Annotated in this window: 15 protein-coding genes; 10 read left to right on the plus strand and 5 right to left on the minus strand. The window is 63.7% G+C overall.

Annotated features, from left to right (window positions below; translation table 11 throughout):
• Window positions 1–407 precede the first annotated feature (407 nt).
• From HBF24_RS02385 to HBF24_RS02395, 3 genes are all read left to right on the plus strand, one after another.
• Window positions 408–2,018 (plus strand): serine hydrolase domain-containing protein, encoded by a 1,611-nt coding sequence (locus tag HBF24_RS02385; RefSeq protein ID WP_167168329.1) that lies wholly within the window; start codon window positions 408–410, stop codon window positions 2,016–2,018.
• 163 nt (window positions 2,019–2,181) lie between these two features.
• Window positions 2,182–4,107: a M61 family metallopeptidase gene (locus HBF24_RS02390; RefSeq protein ID WP_167168332.1), complete on the plus strand. Its 1,926-nt coding sequence runs from the start codon at window positions 2,182–2,184 to the stop codon at window positions 4,105–4,107.
• A 150-nt stretch (window positions 4,108–4,257) separates the two neighbouring features.
• Entirely contained in the window at window positions 4,258–6,048 is a 1,791-nt protein-coding gene (locus HBF24_RS02395) for a peptide-N4-asparagine amidase (protein WP_167168335.1), read from the plus strand.
• 19 nt (window positions 6,049–6,067) lie between these two features.
• Here HBF24_RS02395 and HBF24_RS02400 read toward each other — a convergent pair whose 3' ends face one another.
• Complete coding sequence (locus HBF24_RS02400) at window positions 6,068–6,637, minus strand: NADPH-dependent FMN reductase (RefSeq protein WP_167168338.1); 570 nt, start codon at window positions 6,635–6,637, stop codon at window positions 6,068–6,070.
• Between the two features lie 60 nt (window positions 6,638–6,697).
• Between HBF24_RS02400 and HBF24_RS02405 the strand changes: the two genes are divergently transcribed.
• Window positions 6,698–7,162 carry a MarR family transcriptional regulator gene (locus tag HBF24_RS02405; RefSeq protein ID WP_167168341.1) on the plus strand — a complete coding sequence of 155 codons (465 nt, stop codon included), beginning with the start codon at window positions 6,698–6,700 and terminating at the stop codon, window positions 7,160–7,162.
• Window positions 7,163–7,174: 12 nt separating this feature from the next.
• On the opposite strand, the gene HBF24_RS02410 is transcribed toward HBF24_RS02405, so the two are convergent.
• The gene (locus HBF24_RS02410) at window positions 7,175–8,689 is read right to left on the minus strand and encodes a DHA2 family efflux MFS transporter permease subunit (protein WP_167168344.1); all 1,515 of its coding nucleotides are present in this window, start codon (window positions 8,687–8,689) and stop codon (window positions 7,175–7,177) included.
• 319 nt (window positions 8,690–9,008) lie between these two features.
• On the opposite strand from HBF24_RS02410, the gene HBF24_RS02415 reads away from it, so the two are divergent.
• On the plus strand, window positions 9,009–9,929 hold the full coding sequence (locus tag HBF24_RS02415; protein ID WP_167168347.1) for a M14 family metallocarboxypeptidase: 921 nt from the start codon (window positions 9,009–9,011) through the stop codon (window positions 9,927–9,929).
• Window positions 9,930–9,981: 52 nt separating this feature from the next.
• On the opposite strand, the gene HBF24_RS02420 is transcribed toward HBF24_RS02415, so the two are convergent.
• Window positions 9,982–11,022 (minus strand): Gfo/Idh/MocA family oxidoreductase, encoded by a 1,041-nt coding sequence (locus HBF24_RS02420; RefSeq protein ID WP_167168350.1) that lies wholly within the window; start codon window positions 11,020–11,022, stop codon window positions 9,982–9,984.
• Window positions 11,023–11,186: 164 nt separating this feature from the next.
• Here HBF24_RS02420 and HBF24_RS02425 point away from each other — a divergent pair, with 164 nt between their 5' ends.
• The 5 genes from HBF24_RS02425 (at window position 11,187) to HBF24_RS02445 (ending at window position 20,151) form a co-directional block, all read left to right on the plus strand.
• The gene (locus tag HBF24_RS02425; protein WP_343162689.1) at window positions 11,187–12,425 is read left to right on the plus strand and encodes an SGNH/GDSL hydrolase family protein; all 1,239 of its coding nucleotides are present in this window, start codon (window positions 11,187–11,189) and stop codon (window positions 12,423–12,425) included.
• Window positions 12,426–12,592: 167 nt separating this feature from the next.
• Entirely contained in the window at window positions 12,593–15,286 is a 2,694-nt protein-coding gene (locus HBF24_RS02430) for a glycoside hydrolase family 3 C-terminal domain-containing protein (RefSeq protein WP_343162690.1), read from the plus strand.
• A 9-nt stretch (window positions 15,287–15,295) separates the two neighbouring features.
• The gene (locus HBF24_RS02435; RefSeq protein ID WP_167168353.1) at window positions 15,296–17,836 is read left to right on the plus strand and encodes an alpha-glucuronidase family glycosyl hydrolase; all 2,541 of its coding nucleotides are present in this window, start codon (window positions 15,296–15,298) and stop codon (window positions 17,834–17,836) included.
• Between the two features lie 117 nt (window positions 17,837–17,953).
• Complete coding sequence (locus tag HBF24_RS02440) at window positions 17,954–19,156, plus strand: serine hydrolase domain-containing protein (protein ID WP_343162691.1); 1,203 nt, start codon at window positions 17,954–17,956, stop codon at window positions 19,154–19,156.
• A 176-nt stretch (window positions 19,157–19,332) separates the two neighbouring features.
• On the plus strand, window positions 19,333–20,151 hold the full coding sequence (locus HBF24_RS02445) for an HDOD domain-containing protein (RefSeq protein WP_167168356.1): 819 nt from the start codon (window positions 19,333–19,335) through the stop codon (window positions 20,149–20,151).
• A gap of 204 nt (window positions 20,152–20,355) precedes the next feature.
• On the opposite strand, the gene HBF24_RS02450 is transcribed toward HBF24_RS02445, so the two are convergent.
• Together HBF24_RS02450 and HBF24_RS02455 are read right to left on the minus strand one after the other, a co-directional pair.
• Window positions 20,356–20,970 (minus strand): hypothetical protein, encoded by a 615-nt coding sequence (locus HBF24_RS02450; protein ID WP_167168359.1) that lies wholly within the window; start codon window positions 20,968–20,970, stop codon window positions 20,356–20,358.
• Window positions 20,971–21,097: 127 nt separating this feature from the next.
• A complete protein-coding gene (locus tag HBF24_RS02455; protein WP_167168362.1) occupies window positions 21,098–21,802 on the minus strand; it encodes an alpha/beta hydrolase in 705 nt (234 codons plus the stop codon).
• Window positions 21,803–21,891: the final 89 nt, after the last annotated feature.

Here is a 21,891-nt window from a genome sequence, read left to right on the forward strand (position 1 = left end):
GCGCAGAGGCTCTGGTTTAGCTCATTGGCTTGGGTGTCGCTCGCTGTGCGGAAGGCCGCCTGGTGGCGGAGTGGCTAGTGCCAGTGCGTGGGGTGACTGGCCCAACGTGACGCTCCGGTGGCGCAGGCTGCGGGGCTGGTGCTGGTCCCACGCGTAGTGCGACCGGGCAAGGTGCCCTCCGGAAAGGGGGTAAAGCACGGATACGAACGAGGGGGTTGACCGTCGCGCATGGCCCGTCCCATCGACGCAATCGACGGGTGCCGGCGGTTACGGCTGCAACCAGTGCCGACTTGGAGGTATCGGTTGTAGGTGAGCGGATATGACGTGTCTATCCGTGATCGCGCAGACGTGTCACGGGTTTTTGCCTGGCATCGGTCGCGCCTGGATAGCCTCAACGGGAGTTTTCTATGCCTCGTGTTCGTGCCACAGCGCTGTTGTTGACACTTACGAGCGTCGTCTCGCCATTGGCCATGGCCGCGTCAGCGCATGCGGCGGCGCCTGGTGTGGACGGCTATCGGTCCCACGCGCGGCTGTCGTCGACCAGGGACCATGGATGGCGCGCGGACATTGGTCGATATGCCAGGCGCATGATCGCGGCGGGCTTCTTTCCCGGCATGCAGGTTGCGGTCACACGCGGCAGCAGGGTGATATACACCGGCAGCTTCGGCTTGGCCGATATCGACAGCCGTCGCCGCGTGGATGACCGCACTCGCTTTTACATCGCCTCGACCACCAAGGCGCTGACGGCCACCGCTGTGATGCTGGAGGCTTCGCGTGGGTCGCTGCAGCTCGATGCCCCGGTGACGCGTTACATACCTGATTTACGCTTCAAGGCACCGTTGCGGGCAGACAGCGTGACCCTTCGGAGACTGCTGACCATGACCGACGGCATCGGGGCCTGCGAGCCGGTCGGGTTCCGTACGGCTTACAGTGGCGTGTTCACCCAGGCGCAGTTGATCGGGCTGATGCGCGATTGTGGCCCTGCGCGCACCGGTCACACCTTCGTTTACCGAAACCTGCCATACAACATCCTCGGTATCGTGCTGGCGCCTGGCCGGCGCGATGGCTGGAAAGCCGTGGTACGTAGAGATGTCCTCAAACCCTTGGGTATGGGCGAGACCACAGCAAGGGTTTCGACGCTTGCCACCGCGCGTATCGCCATGCCGCACAAGGCCACCGCGAGAGGGTTCCGACGCATTCGTCTGGCCAAGTCCGATGCCAATCTGCATGCCGCTGGTGGCTACTTTTCGACGGCAAGGGATCTGGCCAGATTCGTTGCCGTCAATGCCGCGGACGGCGAGCTGGACCGCCATCGTATATTCCCGGCCGATGTCATCGCGTCGATGCACGCAAGCCATGTTGCCCAGGACCGGGATTTCGGCCCCTACCATCGGTTTGGATGGGGTTTCGGCTGGGACTTGGGCCGCGTTGACGGAGCGATCATTGTGCAGCGTTTCGGCGCGTTCGCCGGGTATCGGTCACATGTCTCGTTCATGCCGCGCACGGGTATCGGCGTGGTCGTGCTGGTCAATGGCGTTGCGGTCCCCTATGCCGTCGACGAGATGGCCGACTATATCTACGACCGTCTGGATGGGCGGTTCGTGCAAAACCGCAAGCAGCACGCGGCCGCGTGGTTGAAGCTGGAACAGCGCAAAGCGCGTTACGCCCGTTATCTGCGTGCCAACGATCTGAAGCGGCATGCCCGCCAGAAGCCGTCGCTGGCCCATGCGATGTCCGCCTATGCCGGGCGCTATGCCAACGCGCAACTGGGCACGATGATCTGGAAAGTGGAAAACGGGCATCTTCATGTTTCGATCGGGATCGCCCGAAGCCAGGCGGAGATCTATGACGCCTCCAAGCAGCAGATGCGTGTGGAACTGACTGGTCGCGGCGAGGTGGTGAGCTTCCAGTTTGGCGATGGCACCGGCAAGGCCAGCGCCTTGCGCTATGACGGGTACAGGTTTGTTCGCATCGGAGGCGGCGCAAGTAAGAGTCTTGGCTCACACCCAGAGCGATGAGTGGACGTTAGGGATGATGCACCCACACGCGTCCGGTCAATCGCCGGCGCGATGAAAAGCCCGCAAAGCAGCCAACTGGACAGCGCGACGGCGCGGGCGCTCCAGAATCGGCGCGAACGATGTTAGTTTTGGCGTTTCGTTCATGTTTACGCCGGAGCTTTCCATGTCCCGAGTTTCCCTAGTCGCCTCGCGTCTCGCGCTGGCTGTGTCGATGGCGCTGGTGGCGACCGCGGCCGGTGCGCAGCAGAACCGTCAGGCCAACGTGCCGGCGCCCAAGGATGTGCCGTATCCGGGCAAGGTGGCCATCCATGTCGACGCCACCGACAACGCGCAGGGCATTTTCCGCGTGCACGAGTCGATTCCGGTGGCGCCGGGCAAGACCACGCTGCTGTATCCGGCATGGATTCCTGGCGCACATTCGCCCAGTGGCCCGATCTACGCGCTGGCGGGCTTGAAGCTCACCGCCAACGGCAAGCCGGTGAAGTGGACGCGCGACAAGTACAACGTCTACGCCTTCCATCTGGATGTGCCGCAGGGCGTGTCCACGCTCCAGGCCGACTTTGAATACCTGTCGCCGCGCCGCGGTGGTTTCGAGATGACCGACCGCATGCTGATGCTGGAATGGGACAAGATGTCGTTGTACCCGGCCGGCTACTACACGCGCGACATCACCTTCGAGCCCACGCTGACGCTGCCGGACGGCTGGAAGTACGGCAGTGCGCTGCGCGCGCAGTCCCGCTCGGGCGATACCACCACCTTCAAGCCGTTGACCTACAACAATCTGGTCGATTCGCCGGTGTACGCGGGCAAGTACTTCAAGCGCGTGGACCTGACGCCCAAGGGCGGTGCACCGGTGCATCTGGATATCGTGGCCGATGCGCCGAAGGACCTGGCGATCACGCCCGAGCAGCTGAGCAAGCACCGTGCACTGGTCAAGCAGGCGGTGACGCTGTTCGGCTCGCATCACTACGATCACTACGACTTCCTGTTCTCGCTGTCGGACCACCTGGCCGGCAACGGACTGGAGCATCACCAATCCAGCGAAAACGGCGTCGAGGCCGATTATTTCACCGCCTGGAAAACCAACGCGCCCAATCGAGACTTGCTGGCGCACGAATACACCCATTCGTGGAATGGGAAGTTCCGCCGCGGCGCCGATCTTTGGACGCCCAATTTCAACGTGCCGATGGGCGATTCGCTGCTGTGGGTCTACGAGGGACAGACCCAGTACTGGGGTTTTGTGCTGACGGCACGCTCTGGCCTGTGGTCACCTGAGCAGTTCCGCGATGCCTTGGCGATGGTGGCGGCCAACTACGACCGCAACCGTGAAGGTTTCCAGTGGCGCACGCTGGAAGACACCACCAACGATCCCACTGCCGCGCACCGCGCGCCGCTGCCGTATCGCAGCTGGCAGATGAGCGAGGAGTATTACAGCGCCGGCCAGATGATGTGGCTGGCCATCGACGCCAAGATTCGCCATCTCACCCACGACAAGAAGTCATTGGATAATTTCGCCAAGGCGTTCTTCGGCATCGACAACGGCAGCTACGTGACGCACACCTACACGTTTGACGATGTAGTGGCGGCACTCAACGGCGTGGTGAAGTACGACTGGAGCGACTTCCTGCACCAGCACGTCGATTCGCTCAACCCGCCGCTGCTGGGCGGGCTCAAGGGCACCGGCTGGAAGCTGGTCTACACCGACAAGCCCAGCACCTACGAGAAGGAATATCAGAACCGGCCCGAGTCACCGCGTCATATCTACAACTTTGCCTGGTCGATCGGCATGACCATGGCGCGCGATGGCTCGGTGAACGACGTGCGCTGGAACGGCCCGGCATTCAAGGCCGGCGTCAGCACCGGCGCCACGCTGATGGCCGTCAACGGCACCGAGTATTCGTCGGATGTGCTCAAGCAGGCCATCACCGACGCCAAGGGTTCGAGCACACCGATCAAACTGACCTTCAAGTTCCAGGGCAGTGTGCGCACGGTGGATGTGGACTATCACAAGGGGCTGCAATACCCGCATCTGGTGCGAGTAAAAGGCACGCCCGATTATCTCAGCCAGATCATCGCGCCGAAGAAATAAGCCGCGGCCCATGCCCGCCGCCCGCGTTCACCCAGACGCGGGCGGCCTCGGCTGGACACGGTCTTGCGTGGCGGGTGTGACAAATGGCTGTCGCTTCGCCGTGGGCATGTCTGCACCATGAGGTCTTCCATGATGGGCGGAGTCGGTTTCATGCAAGCACGTAGTTACCTGGCCACGGCGTTGGCCTTGGGCCTCACCAGCGGCATGGTTTGGGCGCAGGGCACGCAGGCACCGGTGCCGGTCAAGGGTGATCGTGGTGTGGCCATCGCCGATGCCGGTGTGCCGCGTCCGACCACGCAGCCGTGCGTGGTGTCGCTATACAGCGAGGTGAAATTCAACGCTCACGGCGACCCCACCTCTCGCGCTGCACACCCGCATACCTGGGACTACGCGCCGCCGGCCAAGTGTGCAGGGCCGTGGTCGAAAGTGGTGCTGGAAGCGGACTTCTCCGTCAACGCCGGGCGTCAGTACGATCGCACCGCCAGTCTGTGGCTCGATGGCGTGAACCTGTACTTTGGCACCACGCAGGAGCCCAGTGCCGACGTGGGGCCGCACTGGCATATCGAGCGCGATGTCACCGACTACGCCAGCCTGTTCCGCAAAGCCGGGCAGGGCCAGATGATCCTCAACAACTGGGTCAGCGCCAAATACACCGGCGTCATCAAGGGCAGCGCGCGGCTGGTGTTCTATCCGGCCGCTCCAAAGGCCAAACCGACGCGGCCGGCCGATCAGGTGATGGGCCTGGTCGGTGCCGGCAACGGCCATCCGGTCGGCGTACAGGACGGCACGCAGGCCTTGTCGCGTACCTTCACGCTGCCGCGCAATGTCGAGCGCGCCTATCTGGATGTGATCGCCCAGAGCCAGGCGGTCGATGAGCAGTGGTACATGTGCATCGACGATGCCGACGTCAAACGCACGCGCAATTATTCGCTGGGCCCGCCCAACGCCGGCGATCCGTTGGAGCAGTGTGGCGGCGGCAATTACCGCGAGGTGGCGGTCAGCATCGATGGCCAGCCGGCTGGCCGCGCGCCGGTGTATCCGTGGACCTATACCGGGGGCGTCAATCCGCTGCTGTGGCGTCCCACGCCGGATATCCAGACGCTCAATTTCAAGCCGTATCGGGTCGACCTGACACCGTTCGCCAGCGTGCTGGATGATGGCAAGCCGCACACCGTATCTGTTCGCGTGCTGGGCGCGCATGACTTTTTCAGCGTGGCCGCCAACCTGCTGATCTATCGCGATCACGGCCGCAAGGTGCTGACCGGCAAGCTGATTCGCAACACGCTGGCGATGGACCCGGCGCGTTTGAAACCCGAGATCAGCCGCCATTGGAGCAGCGCGCTCAACGGCCACATCGATACCGTGCAGCACGGTGACTACATGATCGAGGGCGAGCTGCAAACCTCGCACGGTCCGGTGCGCACCCTGGTCAGCCAGCAATCGAGTTTCGCCAACCGTCAGCATTACAAGCATCCGGACAAGGCCACCTGGGATCAGGTGATCGATATGGACACGCAAGTGTCCAGCACGGTCACCACGCAGCGCGAAGGCAGCACGGTGACGCACCGCACGCATGTGCACTATCCGCTGCGCGTCGATGTGCACAAGGTGGTCAAGCCGGATGGAAACTTCAGCGCCGACATCACCATGAAGCAGGGTTATCAGCGCCAGCGCCAACGCATGCAGGGTGGACACAAGGCGTTCCACTCCACGTTGGACAACCAACTGGTGAGCCAGGCCTCGGCCGAGTTCAATGCCGGCGGCACCGCGCTGCTGGGTACGCACGGCCAGCACGGCAACCAGGTGTACCGGTTCAGCGATTCGCTGGGCAGCTGCTACGCGCGCCGCATCGCCACGCGCGATCAGGCCGTGACCAAGGTCAGTTCAGGTCAGGGTTGCCCCGGCGGACACAACCATCTGGTGGCTGGCTCAAAGCTATGAGCCGGCCACGCCGGCCTTGTTACGCGTGATGGCGAAGATACTCTTCCAGCGCACGTAGCGCCGCGCTCACGTCGCAGGCGTGTGAGGCAAAGTCTAGCGGCACATCCAAAGCCGCGCCGTTGCGGATTACCGCATCGGGCAGGGTCAGCGCCGGCGCGCACTCAAGGACATGCATCTTGACCGCGCCGGCCACCTGCCGAAGCTGCGCGGCGCACTTGGCACCGCCATGGCCACCGTAGCTGATGATCAGCGCCGGCTTGTCGCGCCACTCGGCGTAAAGGTGGTCGATGGCGTTTTTAAGTATGGCCGGGTAGCCCCAGTTGTACTGGGGCGTGACCAATACCACTGCGGCCGCGTGCTGGACCTTGGCGCTCCATGCGCGCGTATGTGGCTGCGTGTAGAGGCCGGCGGCGGGAACGCCGGGCTCGTCATCCATGGGTAGAGGCCACTGCGCCAGGTCGATGGTTTCGTAGTCGAGGCCGGTGTGGGCTTGGCCCAGCTCGCCGACCCATTGCGTGATGGCGGGGCAAAGTCGTGCCGCGCGCGTGCTGCCCATGATCAACAGGACCGGGCCCGTGGGTGCGTTCATGATCACTCCAATGCATGTATAGTGCATGCAGTTTGCGGCAAGCGTGCGCCGGAGTAAAGCATGGTTGATACACGTAATTTGGACGCGCTGGCGACGGCGTTGATGGAACTGACCGGCTGCCTTAATAGCCCGCGCCAGGATGATGTGCTGCTACGTGAAGCCGGCGTGACCCTCGATCGCGCGCTGTTCCCGCTACTGGTGCGCTTGCACACCGCAGCGCCACTTCCGGTGGCCGCACTGGCCGAGCAGGTGGGCCGTGATGCATCGACGGTCAGCCGCCAGCTGGCAAAGCTGCAGGCCGATGGTCTGATTGAACGCACGCGTCTGCCCGAAGATCAGCGTACTCGTGCCGCCGCCATCACGGCACAAGGCATCGACACGCTCAAGGCCATTACCCGTGCCAGGCGTCGCTTGCTCAATGAAGCGTTGTCAGACTGGACGGCGCAGGAGCGTGCGTCGTTTCCACAACTGGCCTTGCGCCTAGCCTCCGCGATGAAGGCGCGCGTCGACGCCGATCGTCGCTGAAGCGGTTGAATACTAGCGCTTGCTGTTGAACGGCGGGCGCGTCAGCCACAGGATCGGCACCAGCGCCACGAACACCCATCCCAGCACGTGCATGATGTCGTTGAAGGCCATCTGGAAGCCTTGCCGGGTGATCATGCCGTTGATCACTTCCTCGGCACGCTTGATGTGTCCGCCGCGGGCCATGTTTTGCAGCGCGTTGCGGGAGATGGGGTTGTAAGGCGTGATGTGCGAGGCCAGCTGGGCATGGTGCACCACCGCGCGCCGGTCCCACACAAAGGTGGTGATCGAGGCGGCAAAGCTGCCACCCAGCGTGCGCAGAAAGGTCGAAAGCCCGGAGCCTGCGGCGATCTCGCCGGGTTTCAAATCCGACAGCAAAATGGTCAGCACCGGCATGAAGAACAGCGCCACGCCCAGACCCTGGAAGCCGCGGGTCAGGAAGATGTGCATGAAGTCGATGCCGATGAAGTATTGCGACTGCTCAAAGCAGGTCAGCGCCAGCACGATGAATGATGCGCCGGCGACAAGGCGCAAGTCGGTCTTGGGCGCGTACTTGCCGACGAAGAAGGTCAGCAGCACCGGCAAAATGCCCACCGAGGCGCCGGCCAGGCCGGCCCAGCTGGCGGTGTAGTCCAGCGTGCGTTGCAGCCACAGCGGCAGCAGCAGCCCCATCGAGAAGAACGTCGAATAGGAAAGAATCAGCAGCAGGGTGCCGAAGGCGAAATTGCGATGCCTGAACAGCTTGAGATCGACGATCGGATCCTCGTCGGTCAGCTCCCAGATCACGAAGAATATCAGCCCGATGGCGGCGATGATCGACATCACCACGATGAAGCTGGAGTGGAACCAGTCCGCATCGTTGCCCTTGTCCAGAACGATCTGCAACGAGCCCACGCCGATGATCAGTGAGATCAGGCCGAAGATGTCCACGCGCGGGCGCTCGGTGGTCTCCTTCTTGCCGGCCAGCTGTGTGCCGATGACGATGCTGGCGAAGATGCCGATCGGCACGTTGATGAAGAAGATCCACGGCCAGGAATAGTTGTCGGTAATCCAGCCGCCCAGCGTGGGGCCGACGATCGGCGCCACCACCGTGACCATGCCCATCAGCGCCAGCGCCATGCCGCGTTTTTCGGCCGGATACACCGCAATCAGCAGGCTTTGCGTGACCGGGTACATGGGCCCGGCCACGGCACCCTGCAGTGCGCGGAACACCAGCAGCATGCCCATGCTCTGCGAGATGCCGCACAGGAACGAGGTGATCGAGAACAGCAGCGTGGACCACACAAACAGCTTGAACTCGCCGAAGCGACGCACCAGAAAGCCGGTCAACGGCAGCGAGATCGCCATGCATACGGTGAACGAGGTGATCACCCATGTGCTCTGGTTGTAGCTGACGCCCAGATTGCCGGCGATGGTCGGCAGTGACACGTTGGCGATGGTGGTATCCAGCACACGCATGAAGGTGGCCAGGGATAGGCCAATCGTGGCCAGCGCCAGGTTTGGCGGCCGGAAGTGGGCGTCTTCGCTCATAGGTGTCATGGCAGGTAATTAACCGCTCAGCTTCCCGATCTGAGAGCCGCTGTCAATGCGTGATTGACGCTCAAAAAAAATAAATACTTTATTTTCAATAAATTATAAAATAAATATAAGGTTTTATATCACCTTTAGGAGCAGACTAAATTGACGTGCTAGCAGTTGGTAGGGGGACGGATGCCCGCGCTTTCCCAAAGGCTTCGGGCAGGCTCTGGTGGATCGCGCGGCCGCCTCATTCACGGCAAAGGACGCATGCGGACGTTGACCTGGGTGCTAAAGTGCCCAGCCCGCCAGAGATGCAACAAGGAGCGCGCGCATGAACGCCCATACTTATCCCATCGGTACGCCCGGGCAGCCCTGGGGTGAGGCCGAGAAGGCCGACTGGCTGGCGCGTCAGCGCCGCCGGCGTAGCTATGTGGATGACGTGCTGAGCCGCATTGGGCCGCTGCGCGAGGCGTTTGACATATCCCAGTACGGCGAGCTGGATTACGTGGGCGAGCGCTTCCCGCTGCTTGCGGTGAAAAGCCGCGATGGGCGTGATGATCTGCCCACCGTGCTGGTGACAGGCGGTGTGCACGGCTACGAGACCAGTGGCGTGCACGGCGCGCTGCAATTTCTGGAGCAGCGTGCGGCCGACTACGCCGGGCGCATCAATCTGGTGGTCGCGCCTTGTGTCAGCCCATGGGCATACGAGCGCATCCATCGCTGGAACATGTTTGCGCTGGACCCGAACCGCTCTTTCGTGGCCGATAGCCCGGCACCGGAATCGGCCGCGCTGATGGGTCTGGTGGCGCCGTTCCGGGAACACGCGCTGCTGCATATCGATCTGCACGAAACCACCGATTCGGACGAGTCCGAGTTCCGCCCGGCGCTGGCCGCGCGCGATGGCGTGGACTACGAGCCGGGTGAGATTCCGGACGGTTTCTACCTGGTCGGTGACAGCGACAATCCGCAGCCGGCGTTCCAGCAGGCCATCATCGAAGCGGTGGCCAAGGTCACGCACATTGCGCCGGATGATGCCAAGGGCGAGATCATCGGTTCGCCGTCGGTGGCGCCGGGCGTCATCAACTATCCGCTGAAGAAGCTGGGTTTGTGCGCCGGGATCACCAACGCGAGCTACACCACCACCACCGAGGTGTACCCGGACAGCCCCAAGGCGACGCCGCAGCAGTGCAACGATGCGCAGGTGGCGGCGGTCTGTGCTGCCATTGATTTTGCACTGGCGCACGCGCCTTAACGAGGCGCTGCGTCAACGCAATGCGCTCAGGCGGCTCTCCCGCGTGAGCGCTTCACACATCGGCGCTGGCGTCGGCCACGCTGATGCCTCGGTCGCGGTTTGCCGAGGCCAGCAGGGCGTGGATCAACCGATGCACGCCCAGGGCACTGGCACCGGAGGCCACCGGTTCACGGCGCTGCCTGATGGCCTGCAGCATGTCGACCATGACATCGCGGTGCCAGGTGTGGGTGAACGCCATGGGATCGGCGCCGCCGCCCGAGCGGGCCGTGTCGCCATGGCGGTCGGTGTGCCCGTCCTGATGACGAACGGTCAATTGGCCGGCCTCCAGGTGCACGCTGGCTTGTTCGAAATCCAGCGCCAGATATTCGCTTGCGCCGGGATAATGCGCGGTAGTGGCACTCAATGAGAGCAGGGCGCCGTTAGCCCAGCGCAGCGCGCCCTGGACGGTGTCTTCCGATTCCATGCGGTGCAGGCGCGAGGTGCCGGTCATGGCCATGACGGAGGCTGGTTCGCCCAGCAGCCAGACGGCGAGATCCAGCGTGTGGATGGCCTGACTGATAAGCACGCCGCCGCCATCGCGTGCGTGGCTGCCGCGTCCGGGCACATCGTAATAGGACTGCGGGCGCCACCAGGGCACCACGATGCGCCCGCCACACAGCGCACCGAGCTGGCCTTCATCCAGCAACGTTTTCAGCACCTGCGAACTTTCGCGAAAGCGGTGTTGCAGCATGACACCGTGCGTCACGCCGGCACGTTGGCACAGTTCGACCAATTGTTGCGCTGTAGCCAGGTTGCGCTCGATGGGTTTTTCCATCAGCACGTGTTTGCGTGCTTGCGCGGCCATCGACACGTACGGCGCGCGAGCGTTCGGCGGTGTCAGCAGCAGCACCAGGTCGACATCCTCGCGTGCGATCAGCTCATGCGCTTCGCCTTCCCACACGGGCAGGGCAAAGCGCGTGGCGAGCGCATCGCGGCGGTCGGCGCCTCGGCTGTAGATGCCGCGCACGGTCACCGTGTCGGCCAGGTCGGCCAGCGCGCGGGCGTGTGTGTCGGCCACCATGCCGGCGCCGATCATGGCGATGCCAAGCGTCATGGGTTGGCCTTTGCTGCAGTGGAAAACAGGGGCATCGGTGCGACCTTTGAAGCGCAAATGTTTGGAAAAATGGTAGCGCTAACGTATAAGAAAAAGGCATCACGTCAATGCCACGAGGTCATATCACGATGTTCAAGCAGGTGCGGTCGGTTCGAGGAGTGAGGGTGCGCAGTGCACTGATGTGCGCGCTGCTGGGCGCCATGACGCTGGGCGCAAGCGCGCATGCGGCCACCAGCGGTTCGACGTGGGTGGGCAGCTGGGCCTCGTCACAGCAGATTCCCGAACCGCGCAATGTGCTGGCGCCGGCATCCATGAACCAGGCCACGGTGCGCCAGATCGTGCATCTGTCGCTGGGCGGGCACACGCTCCGTGTGCGCTTCTCCAATGCCTTTGGCACGAAGCCGCTGCGTATCGATGCCGCGCACATCGCGCGCGCAGTGGCACCGGACAGCTCCGCCATTGCGGCAGGCTCGGACAAACCGCTGACCTTTGGCGGTGCGGCGCAGGTGACCATTCCCGCCGGTGCTGAATACTGGTCCGATCCGGTGCACTTGCAGATGGCGCCGGGTGCCAGCCTGGCGGTGAGCTACTACCTGCCCAAGGCGCCCGCGCGTGAAACCAGTCACCCTGGCTCGCGCGCCACCTCGTACTACGTGGCGGGCGATCACGTGGCGGATCACGTACTCAAAGGCGCGAAAACGGTCGATCACTGGTTTCAGCTGTCGGGCGTGGATGTAAAGGCCGATACGCATGCCCGCTGCATTGTCGCGCTGGGCGATTCCATCACCGATGGTCACGCCACGCAGACCAACAAGAACCAGCGCTGGACCGACTACCTGGCCGCCCGCCTGCAGCATCACGCCGGCACGAATGATGTGTGCGTGCTCAACGAGGGTATTGGCGGCAATCGCCTGTTGCACTACGGCTTGGGTCCAGCGGCGATGGCGCGGTTGAATCGCGACGTGTTGGCACAGACCGGCGCGCGTTATGTGATCGTGCTGGAAGGCATCAACGACATCGGCACCCTGGGGCTGGAAAAGCACGTCACTGCGGCGCAGCACACGGCGCTGGTGCATCAGCTGATTCTGTCGTTCAAGCAGATCGTTGCGCGGGCGCACGCTCATGGCCTGGAAGTGATCGGCGGCACCATCATGCCGTTCGCCCATTCCGATTATTACCACCCCAGCGCGGCCAGTTTGCGTGATCGCGATCAGGTCAACGCGTGGATCCGCGCGCCCGGTCACTTCGACAAGGTGATCGATTTCGACAAGGCCATGCGTGATCCGGCGCATGCCGAGCAGCTGAATCCGGCCTATGATTCAGGCGATCATCTGCACCCTGGGCCGAAGGGTTATCAGGCCATGGCGAGGGCGATTCCGCTGTCGCTTTTCACCGCGCGCTAGGGCTTTTTTTTCCGTCGTTTTCACGGTGCGCTGCACAATGGAAATAGCGGGTCTGCGTGCTATGGTAGCGCTATCATTCTGGCTCGACGCATCGTGAATGCGGTGCGCCGGGGTCGTCTATCAAAGCGGCGCTGTGGCGCCAACGCACGTAAGGGAAGGGGATGGCCGTGACACTGCGTGTTGCCCGCTGGAAGTCTCGCTGGATGCCGTTTGGTACCTGTGTCTTTTCGCTGGCGCTGATGGGGGGCGCAGCTCACGCCGCCACGACGCAAAGCGCGCCGTGGCGCAACACCCAGTTGCCTTTGAAGCAGCGTGTGCACGCCTTGGTGTCACGCATGACGCTGGCGCAGAAAGTCGGCCAGATGATGAACCAGGCACCGGCGATTCCCAGCCTGGGCGTGCCGGCCTACAACTGGTGGAGCGAAGGTCTGCACGGCATTGCGCGTTCCGGCTACGCCACGGTGTTTCCGCAAGCCATCGGCATGGCCGCGACGTTTGATCCGGATGCGGTCGGTCAGATGGCCGACATCATTTCCACCGAGGCCCGCGCCAAGCACAGCTGGGCGTTGCGTCACGGCATTCACAGCATCTATTACGGGCTGACGCTGTGGGCACCCAACATCAACATCGTGCGTGATCCGCGCTGGGGCCGCGGGCAGGAAACCTACGGTGAGGATCCGTTCCTTACCGCCACCTACGCGGTGCGCTACGTCAAAGGCCTGCAAGGCGACAACCCGAATTATCTGAAGACGGTGGCAACGCCGAAGCATTTTGCGGTCTACAACGGACCCGAGCCGCTGCGGCACAAGATCAACGTGGTCGCCTCGGCACATGACCTGGAAGCGACCTACTACCCGGCGTTCCGTGCCGCCATTGTCGATGCGCATGCCGACTCGATGATGTGCTCGTACAACGCGATCGATGGCGTGCCCTCGTGCGCCAATCGCAAGTTGGCGCAGGTGGTGCGTGGTGACTGGGGCTTCAAGGGTTTCATCACCTCAGACTGCGGCGCCATCTCCGACTTCTACCGCAAGGACGGCCACGGTTATTCCAGCGACGAGGCACACGCCGCGGCCGCTGGCGTCAAGGCAGGCACGGACACCGACTGTGGCGATGCCTACAAGGGACTGATCAAGGCGGTGCATGAAGGCTTGGTCTCCGAAGCGGACATCAACCAGGCCGTCGAGCGACTTTTCACCGCACGCTTTCGGCTGGGCATGTTCGACCCCGACAGCAAGGTGGCCTACGCACGCATACCTTTCAGCGAGGTCAACTCGCCGGCGCATCACCAGGCGGCGCTCGATGCCGCGCGCAAGGCCATGGTGCTGCTGAAGAACAAGGATGACGTCCTGCCTCTGAAGAACGGTCAGACCATCGCCGTGGTCGGCCCCAACGCCGCCGAGCTGTCGGCGCTGGAAGGCAACTACAACGCGGTGCCCTCGGCGCCGGTGATGCCGGTCGATGGCATCGCCGAGGCATTTCCGGCCAGCCGCGTACTGTATGCGCAGGGCGCTTCCTACGATGCACGTTTGAGTGTGCCGATGCCACGCAGCCAGTTCCGTATCGAGCAGGGCAGCGCGCAGCAGGGCTTGACCGCGCGCTATTACGACAATGCCCAGTTCAAGGGCAAGCCGGTGCTGACGCGCGTCGACAAACAGATCAATTTCGACTGGAACGCCGCCAGCCCGGCCAAGGGCGTACCGGCGAACCATTTCAGCGTGGCCTGGACCGGCACGGTGCAGGTGCCAGCGGCGGGCGACTACCGTCTGCAGCCGACGCTGGCGCACTGCTATCCGTGTCACGACCGCGAAGTGTTCCGCATGTGGGTGGACGGCAAGGAAGTGACCCACGCGACGACCAAGGCGGCCGATGCCTCGCGCGATGTCCGCATGCCGGCCTTCACCGTGCATTTTGCCGATACCCACCCGCACACGGTGCGTATCACCTACACGCACCGCTCCAAGTTGTTTGGCGCGGGACTGACGCTCAACTGGTATCCGCCGCAGGCCGCGCTGCGCAAGCAGGCTGTCGCCACCGCCAGCAAGGCTGACGTGGTGGTCGCGGTGATGGGCCTGTCGCCGGATTTCGTCGGCGAGGAAATGCCGATCAAGGTGCCCGGCTTCAAGGGCGGCGATCGCACCCGCTTGAGCCTGCCGGCCTCGCAACAGAAGCTGCTGCACGCGCTGGCGGCCACGGGCAAGCCGGTGGTGCTGGTGCTGATGAACGGTAGCGCCTTGGCCGTGGACTGGGCCGAGCAGCATGCGGCGGCCATGGTTGAGGCCTGGTATCCGGGTGAGGCCGGAGGTCAGGCGATTGGCGAGACCCTGAGCGGGGCCAACAACCCCGGTGGCAAGTTGCCGATCACGTTCTATCGCTCGGTAAAGCAATTGCCGCCGTTCACCGACTACTCGATGGCCCATCGCACCTACCGCTACTTCACCGGCAAGCCGCTGTTCCCGTTTGGTTTCGGGCTTTCCTACACCACGTTCGACTTCAGTCACGTGCGTGTGTCCAGCGCGACACTGCAAGCCGGCCAGCCGTTGACCGTGCAAGCCGATGTGCGCAATACCGGCAAGCGCGCTGGTGATGCCGTGGCCGAGCTTTATCTGGTGCCGCCGCAGGCGGGGCTGAACCCGCGTCACGCACTGCGTGGCTTGCAGCGCGTACACCTGGCGCCCGGTCAAACCCGCCACCTGGTGTTCAAGCTCGATCCGCGTCAGCTCAGCCTGGTCGATGCCAAAGGCCAGCGCGCGGTGATGCCGGGCAGCTATCGCATCTTCATCGGTGGCAGCCAGCCGACCGCCGTCAGCGCGCAGTCGGCCACGCTTACCATTCAGGGCCGTCAGGCTTTGCCCAAATAGGAAGTACGCATGAGCTTTTCTCTCCGGCCGCGTGGTTTGCACGGCGCCTTGTGTGCGGCCCTTGTCCTGGCGGTATCGCCCTTGGCCGCGCATGCTGAAACGGGCGCCGACGGGTGGTTGCGCTATGCGCCGACCAAGCTGGCAGCGAAGGTGCCGGCGCAGATCCAGGTGCTGGGTTCAGCGGCGCAAATCAAGAGTGCCGGCAGTGAGCTTCAGCGTGGCCTGAAGGCGATGAGCGGACATGCGCCGGCAGCGGTATCGGGTGAGGGCGGTAAGGGCACCGTTCTGGTCGGCACCTACGCGCAAGTCAAGGCGCAGCTGCCCGCGTGGCAGTCGCCTTCCCATGCTGTGCCCGGCAGCTATCAGATCAAGGCCGTCGAGCATGCCGGTCACACCGACTGGGTGGTGGCCGGCGCCGATGCGCGCGGCACGCTGTATGGCGCCTTCGCGTTGCTGGAACAGTTGGGCGAGCAGCCACAGCGCGCCGCCATCGACGCCACCTCGTCGCCATCGGCACCGATCCGCTGGGTGGATGAGTGGGACAACCCCGACGGCAGCATCGAACGCGGATACGCCGGGCGCTCCATCTTCTTCGACAAGGGCCACGTTCGCGCCGATCTGTCGCGCGTCGGCGATTACGCGCGCCTGCTGGCCTCGGTGGGCATCAACGGCTGCAACGTGAACAATGTCAATGCCAGCCCGAAAATGCTGACGCCGCAGATGATCGCCGGTCTGGCGCGCATTGCCGATGCCATGCGGCCGTGGGGCGTGCGCATTGCCATTTCGGTGGACCTTCGCAGCCCTCAGGAGATCGGCGGACTGGATACCTTCAATCCGAAGGATCCGCGTGTGATTGCGTGGTGGCAAAGCAAGGTTGATGCGCTGTACCAGGCCATTCCCGACTTTGCCGGCTTTACCGTCAAGGCCGATTCAGAGGGCCAGCCAGGTCCCTCGCAGTACGGCCTGTCGCCGGCCGCCGCTGCCAACATGCTGGCCAAGGCGTTGGCGCCGCATGGCGGCGTGGTGATGTACCGCGCGTTTGTCTACAACCATCATCTGGATTGGCACAACGCCAAGGCCGACCGCGCCCGCGCCGCTTACGACATCTTCCATCCGCTGGACGGAAAGTTCGACAACAACGTGGTGGTGCAGATCAAGAACGGCCCGATCGACTTCCAGGTCCGCGAGCCGGCCTCGCCGTTGTTTGCCGGTCTGCGCAAGACCAACCAGGCCATCGAGCTGGAAGTGACGCAGGAGTACACCGGTCAGCAACGCCAGACCGTGTACCTGGTGCCGATGTGGAAGGCGACGCTGGACTTCGACATGCACGCCGAAGGGCGCCATACGCCGGTCAAGTCCATCGTCGAAGGCAAGGCCTTTGATCGCCCGCTGGGTGGCTACGTGGCGGTCAGCAATGTCGGCCTGGACACCAACTGGATGCGCAATCCGCTGGCCATGGCCAACCTGTGGGGCTACGCGCGCTTGGCTTGGAATCCCGACCTGAGCGCGAAAACCATTTCCAGCAACTGGACGCGCCTGACGTTTGGTACCGATCCGGTGGTGGTCGATACCGTCAATCAGGTCTTGCTGCCGTCCTGGCGGACCTATGAGGACTACACCGGTCCCCTGGGTCTGCAGACGTTGACCAATATCCTGGGGCCGCATTATGGCCCGGCGCCACAGTCGCAGGAGCACAACGGCTGGGGGCAATGGTTCCGCGCCACCCACAAGGGTGTGGGCATGGATCGCACCGTGGCCACGGGCACCGGCTACATCGGCCAGTACCCGCCGCAGGTGGCGGCGATGTTCGAGTCCAAGCAGAGCACGCCGGACGACTTGATGCTGTTCATGCACCACGTGCCGTATGGCTACACGTTGCACAACGGCAAGTCGGTGATCCAGACCCTCTACGATCTGCACTACACCGGTGCGCAAAAAGCGCAGGGCTTTGTCGATGCGTGGAAGAAACTGCACGGCCGCATCGACGACGCGCGCTATGAGAAGGTGCTGAAGATCCAGCGCTATCAGGCCGCCTACGCCATCGTCTGGCGCGATGCGGTGACGCGCTATTTCCACAAGATGTCCGGCATTGCCGACGCCATGGGGCGGGTGGGCCATTACCCGGACCGCATCACCGGCGAGCAGATGAAGCGCGTCGGGTATACCTCGCACAAGCTCAAATACTTTGAGAACGCGTCGCACGGTCAGGCGCAGGTGTGCCTGAAGCGCGCCACGTGCACGGCCAGTGCCACCTTCCATCGTCCGGCAGGCACCTACAATCTTGGCGTGCAGTATTTCGATGTCCGCACCGGCACCTCGCACTTCACACTGAAGCTCAACGGCAAGACCATCTCGCATTGGACGGCCGATGCAACGCTCCCGGGCACGACCATCAGCGGCGATACCTCCACGCGCCATCTGATGCGTGCGGTCCGTTTGAAGCCGGGTGACACGATCACCCTGGTCGGCCAGCCACAGGGCGGCGAGCCGGCACCGTTCGACTATCTGGTGGCTTATCCCACGTCGCGGCAATCGAAGATGCATGACTGATCTGCAGCAACCTCCCCGGGTGTCTGCATGGACTAGGGCGCCTCAGGGCGCCCTCTTTTTTCGGCATCTGGCGGGCGAGGGAGCTACCATGCGCAGCGGATTTTTCGGGAAATGACCATGCACGCACGTTGCTCTTGGACTCTGGCTGCCTTGGCACTGACGCTTGGCGTCGGTCACGCCATGGCGGCGCCGGTAACGACGGCCGCCTCGGCCAGCACCCAGCAAACCGTGGGCCAGAAGCGCGAGGGCTTGCTGTTCTGGACACAGGCGCAACGGCATGCGCGTTTCTCGCACATGTACACGTTGTTCCCGAGCCTGCCGGTGGCGACGGGCGAGCACGTGCACCGCTTGCCGAAAGGCAAGCCGCTGACGCCGCAGTGGCGCGACGGCACCACCCTGGACAGCTACATGAAACGCTTCGATGTGCAGGGCGTGATGGTGCTGCAGCGGGGCCGTGTGCGGCTGGTGCGTTACGCCAAGGGCTTCGGCCCGGCCTCGCACTGGACCTCGTTCTCGGTGGCCAAATCGTTCACCTCCACCTTGCTGGGCGTGGCCATGCAGCGCGGTGACATCCACAGCCTGTCCGATCCGCTCCAGCGCTATATTCCCGAACTGAAAGGCTCGGCCTATGGCAAGGTCAGCGTGCGCCAGCTATTGACCATGACCTCGGGCGTGCGCTGGAACGAGGATTACAGCGACCCCAAATCCGACGTGTCGCAGATGTACCGCAGTGCCTGTCAGGGGCACGAGGCGCACGTACTGCCGTATCTGGAAAAACTGCCGCGCGCCTATCCGGCCGGCACGCACTGGAACTACAACACCGCCGAAACCGACCTGCTGGGCGTACTGGTGCAGCGCGCCACGCATCAATCGCTGGCCACGCTGCTCACTGATGCCATCTGGAAGCCCTACGGCATGGCTACACAGGCGCACTGGCTGACCGACGAGTGCAGCGGCCGCAACACCGGCGGCAGCGGGCTTTCGGCCACGTTGTCGGACTACGCGCGCATGGGTCAATTCATCCTCGGCGGTGCCAAGATCGATGGCAAGCGCGTGGTGGCCAAGGCCTGGCTGGATGGCGCCTTCAGCAAACACGAAGGCGTGGGCGAACCGGGCCGAGGCTATGGCTATCAGTGGTGGACCTACGACGACGGTGGCTACGCCGCGATCGGCATTTTTGGGCAGCTGATCTACATCGACCCGTCACGTCAGCTGGTGATCGTGCAGTTGGCCAACTGGCCCAGCGCCGTGGGTGAAAAAGCCATCGCCGCGCGGCATGACTTCATCCAGGCGGTGCGGCGCGCAGCCGGGAAGTCCTGACTGACGAGGCGTGCGTGTCCGCGGCGCCGGGTTTCGCGCTTACCCATGGTCTGCATCAAGGGCGTCGACAGCGTCGCTTGCCCGGTCCGGCGCCTGGCTTTAATGTCCAGATACGGGCCGGTGTCGGGATCCTTGCCGGCCAAATCAAATATTCAACGAATACGTGCGAGGTGAGCATGAAGCTGGAGGCTCTGTTCGACAAGCTGCACGAGCTGCCGACCATCCCCAAGGTGGCGCAGGATCTGATCCTGCAGTTCGATAGTTCCGACACCAACATCGATGCACTGGCACGCAATATCGAACGCGATCCGGTGATTGCCGCCAAGGTACTGCGCCTGGCCAATTCGGCAAGGTTTCATGGCGCGCGCGATTCGACCACCATTGAGGACGCGGCGATGCGCGTGGGCTTCAATGCCCTGCGCACGCTGGTGCTGGCCTCGGCCATGACCAGTGCGTTTCCCTCCGGTGGCAGCATCGATCTGAAGCAGTTCTGGCGCCACAGCTTCGAGGTGGCCAGCATCGCCCGTTTGCTGGCCCGCCAGCAGGATGCTGACCCGGATACGGCCTTTACCTGCGGCATGATGCACGCCATTGGCGAACTGCTGATTCAGACTGCGGCGCCGGCGTTTGCCGGCCAGTTGCGCAGCACCGCCTCGTCCACGGCGCATGCGGCCGATGAGACGTTGCAGCTGGGCTTTGGTTATCCCGAGGTGGGTGCCGAACTGGCGCGACGTTGGCAGCTGCCGCCGGTCATTCGCACCGCCATCCACTATCAGGCGCGTCCGGCGCAGGCACCCAGGGGCGAGAAAATGCCGCTGATTGTGGCCCAGGCCGTGCATGTGGCCGATGCCATGGCTCGTCACGATGGTCTGGGGACCGAGGCGCGCAAGGCCATCGATGGCCCGCTGATGCAAGGCGTCAATCTGGACACCCTGTTCTTTGCGTTGCCGGAGGTGATTCAGGCTGATCGCGCATTCGCCGACATATTGGCCTAAGCTAGATACTGCAGGCGATCGCCGGGCTCAAGGACGAGAGCGTACTGACTTTCGCGTCATTGAATGTCCGCCTCGACTTTTGGCTTGAACATCGTTCTATACAGATGCGTGGCGCGCTGGATGCTGGCTGGCGCCACCTCTGGCGCGCTGGTGATGGCGCTGTCTGCGTCGCTTCCGACTCACCCCGCTTGGGGCGGGCTGCTATCAGACCGAGGTGTTGACCAGGCGGCCGGCGACTGCTTCGCCACTCTGAAGCAGGTACTGCGCCAGCTCCACCGAGGCGCTTTGCAGCGCACTGCTGGTCTGTGTGACCTGCGCCTGCAGCAGCTGAAGCTGCGTCTGGCTGGTGCTGGGCCGATCCTGCGCGGCGTTGAGCTCGCGTTGTGCCTGCTTGAGCTGCTCTTCCAGCTGCGACATGCCTTTCTGCATTTTGCGCAGCGCATTGGTGTCCGGTCCGGCACTGCGCTGACTTTGCTGCTGGGCATCTCTGGCTTGCGCCGCCTCGCGCTCGGCGGCACGCGTCTGCTCCTGCGATGGGTTCGCCGCCGCCGCGTCGGCGGAAGCGTCTGCCTGCGGGCCATTGGCCGCCGGCAGGTTGCTCTGGGCGGCTGAGGTGGCCGTGCCTTGGGAGGCGAAGGATGTGACCGATGCATTTTTCGACGGCGCAGCAGTAGACGCCGGCACCGTTGGCTGGGTGTCGGTGGTGCTGGGTGCAGTGCCTCGCAAGGCGCTGGCCTCGGGCGCAGCGCTGCCAGCGGTGGTCGAAGCCGGCTTGGCAGAGGCCGTTGCAGCGCTGATGTTTACGCTGCTCAGTTGCATCGGAGTGGCATCCTTTTGAGCGATTACGGGATGGGACGCTGTAAACATCGGCCGTTCTGAAAAGAACTTTAGGCCCCGATGCAAAAAATTTTCTTGCCGCTCGACGCGGTGCCATCAGCAGGCGTTCTTAGGCCGACGAGACCCGCTGCAACCAGCGCTCCAGCGCCTGATTGACGGCCTCGGGCTGCTCACGCGTGGAGGCATGGCCACAGGTCTCGATGATGCTCAGTTCGGCACGGGGAATGGCTTGGGTCATATCGCGAGCCACCTCCGGCGGCGTCAGCGGGTCGCCATCACCGACGATGACGGCGGCCGGCACATGGATATCGGCCAGCAGGGGACGGCTGTCATGGCGCTCCATGATGGCCTGCTGCTGTCGCTCCATGGCCTCGATGCCAACTGCCAGGCCCATGCGCACCTGGGTTTCCAGGAGTTCGGAGTCATCGCGGTGATCCGGGTGCAGCAGGCCACGCAGCGTGCGTCGCAGCACGGCGGCAAAATCGCTGCGCCGGGCCAGCGCCAGCAAATCGCGCCGCTGCTGGCTTTGCTCGGGAGTATCGGGCAGCGGCGAGGTGCTGATCAGCGCCAGCGCGGTGACCCGATCCGGCGCCTGGCGCAGTATCTCAAACGCCAGATAGCCGCCCATGGAAATACCACCCAAGGCAAACTGCGGCGGTGCCGAGGCCAGGATCGAGGCGGCCATCTGCGCCATGCTGCGCCCCTTGAGGGTAGAGGCGATGGTCACCGGGCCGTGTTGCCACAGCGCCGGCAACTGTGGCGCAAAGACGTCGGCCGTACACAGCAGGCCGGGAACCAGAACCATCGGTGTCATGAAAACCTCGCCTCGTTGCAAGTGTTGAACGTGGGCGAGCCTGACACACCGGCTCTGAAGCTGCGCCAGCGGTCGCCGCAACACCGGGC

This window comes from Oleiagrimonas sp. C23AA, assembly GCF_011759385.1.
Taxonomy (GTDB): Bacteria; Pseudomonadota; Gammaproteobacteria; order Xanthomonadales; family Rhodanobacteraceae; genus Oleiagrimonas.

Bases quoted from the DNA above. Each gene is read 5' to 3' on its own strand.
- HBF24_RS02385 (WP_167168329.1), top strand. From the start codon at position 408: ATGCCTCGTGTTCGTGCCACAGCGCTGTTGTTGACACTTACGAGCGTC.
- HBF24_RS02390 (WP_167168332.1), top strand. From the start codon at position 2,182: ATGTCCCGAGTTTCCCTAGTCGCCTCGCGTCTCGCGCTGGCTGTGTCG.
- HBF24_RS02395 (WP_167168335.1), top strand. From the start codon at position 4,258: ATGCAAGCACGTAGTTACCTGGCCACGGCGTTGGCCTTGGGCCTCACC.
- HBF24_RS02400 (WP_167168338.1), bottom strand. From the start codon at position 6,637: ATGAACGCACCCACGGGCCCGGTCCTGTTGATCATGGGCAGCACGCGC.
- HBF24_RS02405 (WP_167168341.1), top strand. From the start codon at position 6,698: ATGGTTGATACACGTAATTTGGACGCGCTGGCGACGGCGTTGATGGAA.
- HBF24_RS02410 (WP_167168344.1), bottom strand. From the start codon at position 8,689: ATGAGCGAAGACGCCCACTTCCGGCCGCCAAACCTGGCGCTGGCCACG.
- HBF24_RS02415 (WP_167168347.1), top strand. From the start codon at position 9,009: ATGAACGCCCATACTTATCCCATCGGTACGCCCGGGCAGCCCTGGGGT.
- HBF24_RS02420 (WP_167168350.1), bottom strand. From the start codon at position 11,022: ATGACGCTTGGCATCGCCATGATCGGCGCCGGCATGGTGGCCGACACA.
- HBF24_RS02435 (WP_167168353.1), top strand. From the start codon at position 15,296: ATGAGCTTTTCTCTCCGGCCGCGTGGTTTGCACGGCGCCTTGTGTGCG.
- HBF24_RS02440 (WP_343162691.1), top strand. From the start codon at position 17,954: ATGCACGCACGTTGCTCTTGGACTCTGGCTGCCTTGGCACTGACGCTT.
- HBF24_RS02445 (WP_167168356.1), top strand. From the start codon at position 19,333: ATGAAGCTGGAGGCTCTGTTCGACAAGCTGCACGAGCTGCCGACCATC.
- HBF24_RS02450 (WP_167168359.1), bottom strand. From the start codon at position 20,970: ATGCAACTGAGCAGCGTAAACATCAGCGCTGCAACGGCCTCTGCCAAG.
- HBF24_RS02455 (WP_167168362.1), bottom strand. From the start codon at position 21,802: ATGACACCGATGGTTCTGGTTCCCGGCCTGCTGTGTACGGCCGACGTC.